The organism is Bacteroidota bacterium, from assembly GCA_030706565.1.
Taxonomy (GTDB): Bacteria; Bacteroidota; Bacteroidia; order Bacteroidales; family JAUZOH01; genus JAUZOH01.
This window is the reverse complement of record JAUZOH010000369.1, coordinates 1-3,708: the sequence shown is the minus strand read 5'-3', so window position 1 is coordinate 3,708 and position 3,708 is coordinate 1. Positions and strand designations below refer to the sequence as shown.

General features: G+C 41.9%; 3 protein-coding genes. 1 reads left to right on the top strand and 2 read right to left on the bottom strand.

Features of this window, described 5'->3' with window-relative positions; genetic code table 11:
• Positions 1-502: alpha/beta hydrolase-fold protein (locus tag Q8907_14200; protein ID MDP4275423.1), on the bottom strand; the 502-nt coding region annotated here is incomplete at its 3' end.
• Positions 503-628: 126 nt separating this feature from the next.
• On the opposite strand from Q8907_14200, the gene Q8907_14195 reads away from it, so the two are divergent.
• The gene (locus Q8907_14195; protein ID MDP4275422.1) at positions 629-2,998 is read left to right on the top strand and encodes a hypothetical protein; all 2,370 of its coding nucleotides are present in this window, start codon (positions 629-631) and stop codon (positions 2,996-2,998) included.
• Between the two features lie 2 nt (positions 2,999-3,000).
• Here Q8907_14195 and Q8907_14190 read toward each other — a convergent pair.
• Positions 3,001-3,708, bottom strand: a 708-nt coding sequence (locus Q8907_14190; GenBank protein MDP4275421.1) for a thiamine pyrophosphate-dependent enzyme, incomplete at its 5' end; no start/stop codon positions are given.

Here is a 3,708-nt window from a genome sequence, read left to right as displayed (position 1 = left end):
GTAAAGCATTTATAAGTGCCCCGTATCCGCCCATCGAAAGTCCGGCTATGGCGCGGAATTCTTTTGCCGGCCTTGTCCGGTAGGTGGCGTCAATGTATGGAATAAATTCCCGGGTGAACATATCGTTCCAGCGATACTGGTTCTGGCTGTCATTGATGTACCAGGTTACGCCGCCATCGGGCATTACAATGATCACCGGAGGAATTTCCCGCTCTGCAATGGCTTTGTCGGCAATTGTATTTACTTCCCCAAATTGAATCCAGCCCATTTCATTATCTGACAGTCCATGTAAAAGATAAACCACGGGGTATCTGCGGTTGGAAATCTGATAATCGGGCGGCAGGTATATTGAATATTTTTCTGTTCCTTTGAGTATTTTGCTTTCAAACTTGAGGCTTTCCAAATCCTTTCCCTCCGGAATATATTTCTCTGTATACATTTCCTGTGCTTCTGCAAAAGGAAACAATAACAGCATGAATAATAAATTGATCGCCTTTTTCATCTTGCTTTACCCGGTTTAAATAAAATTGTTATTAAAATAGCATATTGTTTGATACTTTATATAAGGAGTTCGAAATTTATTAATAAATTTGAAACTTGTGTGAGCTGATATAAGAAAAATCCTGCTATGAAAATTTTTCGAACCTATATTCTCCTCTTTCTCGCTCTCTCCCTGCTGAACTCCTGCTCTCCTAAAAAGCAGAGGGGAAAAAATGTCAGGTATTATTCTGAAATATACAAGTCGAATAACAGTGAGCCGGAAACTTTAATACTGATGCATAACCGGATGGGCATCAGGATAGAATACAACGTGGACCTTCAGAGGCTTGAACTTTGGATTTCTCCCCAGGCGGGCAAATCTTCTGATTATCAGGACCGCAACTTCTCCAATGCCGATGACCATACCAAAATATTTGATTTGATTTCTTTTCCTGATCTGAAACTTGAAGACTTTATCCGTTGCGACTATGACCCCTTTCATAGTGTGTTGGTCTTTAAAAATCAGCGCCTTCATATTGCTTCTCTTTTCGACAAACCTGCCGTGATGATATGGCTGGACAAACCGGATAGTGTCGATTTTAAAAGCGACAAAGTTGATAAGGCTATGGAGCAATCGGAGAAATATTTTTGGGTTGACCACCCCGACAGGGGAAAGAATTTTAGTTTTGTCGCCGCCCTGGGTGAGGGTAAGGGCTCGTTTTCGCATCAGACTTCAACGGAAGAGGGAAGAAGCATATTTGCACGGGCTGTCCTGGCTCCCGGACAATTAATCTGCATCTCGGGAGAACTTTCAAAAGATGAGGTGGCATTAATGACCAGAAAGTTAATCCGGGAAGGGAAAGAAGTCCTGCTCAAAAAAAATGAAGAAAAAATCAATGCTGCCTTGCAAAACGGGAGTTTCCAGCTAAAGGGAAATGAACGCATGCAACAATTGCTGAAGGTAAACCGTAGGTCACTTCTTTCCATGCAGGATGCTTCCGGGGCGATGAGGACTTCCTTAAAATCCAACAACTATATGCTTTATTATGGCAGTGGAAGCATCTCCGGTGTCTTTAATGCTTTTAGCGGCAATCCTTATATGCTGGAAGATTTTACCTCTTTGATCCTAAAAAATCCAAATTATAGCCATGAATATCCCAAAGGCTTATTTTACGGGCAAACCATGTCGGGTACAATTACCCGGTGGGATGAGGCTGGAGCTTTTTGGGCCATCTGGTCTGTTTTTAACTGTTGGACACAAACCGGAAAGGAAGGATATGTCTCCCATGAAAATCTGAAGGTTTTGGAAGAAGCCATGAACTGGCTGGAACGTTATTGTTTTGATAAAAGCCAAAAGTTATTTGGACGTTATTATTTTGGGGATATGCCTTTAACCAATAGTCATGACAGCCGTTGGAACGGAACCCTGGGAAATCCGTTGAACGAATTTCCTTCTCTTTATAAAAATGATACCATCATCCGATCTTATGATATATACATCAATACGCTTTCCTGTTCATCCTATTTGATGCTGGCGGCTATGGAACAGGGGGAAAGGGCTCAATATTATTTCAAAAAAGCACTGGAACTGGAAAAACACATTCGTTCTTTCTGGGGATCCTCTGTTTTGCCTTCTTTTGGAAAATTGATCAACACAAAGAAAAAGGTTATTATGGCCGAGGCTTATGGCCCCGATCAGAATGAATACCTACTGGCACTTTCCCTGCCTTTTATATTTCCCCGAAATTATGTACAACAAAAAAATGCCATCAGTCAACTTTTTTCTGATTTATATATGCATCCCCGGGGATATTCCCTGGTTAGCTATTTGTCTGTTTTGCGGAGCATGGATACAGAGTTCTGTGATGAGGATTCATTAATGAAAGCTTTAAATTATCTTGTGCCTCAATGTGTACGTGCCGGGAAATATCTGAAAATGCCCAACACCATTGTTGAAACTGCAGACATCGAAGATGGCAATCTTTTTTATGATGACCGGCCGTATGGGGCTTCCATTGCATCCTGGCTGGCAACAGTGACCAATTTTGGCCTCCGGCGTATGCCCTTCGGAATAGCAGTCAGGGCAACCAAATATCTCGAAAAAATAAATGGTTACGTTTATAAAAACGCAACCATCAATTTCCAGTTTCAAGGTGCAGGTAAAATAACCACCCTGATTTTTAATCATTTGCCTCTTGAATATACTTACCAGATCCCTGAAGATAAGTTACTCAGGGGAAATAATACTTTAAGCATTGAAATGGGAAGCATTAACCGGATTGCACCGGTTCTCGTGGCTTCTACAATTCAGCTGGACAATGTTTCAAGTCAAAACAACTTAATTGAATATAAGATTACGACCTTTGGCCAAAACATTTTGATATTTAAAAACCTTTCCAAGCATGTTTTAATAAAAAACCACCTTGGTGCCTCCGTCCGGTTACAAAGTTCCGGATTTGGAGGTTATACAGGTGTATTTTTCGAGGGCAAAGGCCGTTTTCTCGTCTATCTTCAATAAAGCTATTTTATATCAATTACTTCTCCACTGTTGAGCAGGTCGTCCACACACTTGATCGGGGAGGTATGCTTTGCATAATCAATCTGATCCTGTACCAGATCATCAAAAGTCGGGTACATGGCCGAGCGGATTACACCCAGAGCTACCGGGAAATGAGGGGGTGCCATTTTTGCAAGCATCAGGTGAATTCCGGGATCCTGTTCATAAGCATCGTGAACCAGTATGTCTTGCATTGTAATCCCATTTACTCCGATCTTTACGACTTCCAGTTTAGTGCCTTTCAATCTGATCCCTTTATCTTTATTGGCTCCGAAAAGCATGGGCTCTCCATTTTTCAGATATAGCTGATGTTCTTCCCTGCCTTCTTTGGAAGTAAGGAATGTATGAGCTTTATCGTTAAAAATAACGCAATTCTGCAGTAGCTCAATGATGCTGGTGCCATCATGCTTGGCGGCCTCAAACATGGCCTCTGTCATCATTTGAGGATTAGTATCTACAACCCTTGCAAAGAAAGTACCCTGGGCTCCCATAACAAGCTCTCCGGCGTTAAAGGGATGTTCGATAGTCCCCTGAGGGGAGGTTTTCGTAATTTGTCCCATGGGGGTGGTAGGGGAATACTGGCCTTTGGTCAGCGCATAAATCTGATTGTTGAATAGCAATAAATTTACATCCAGGTTTCTCCTGATCATGTGTATCAGGTGATTACCGCC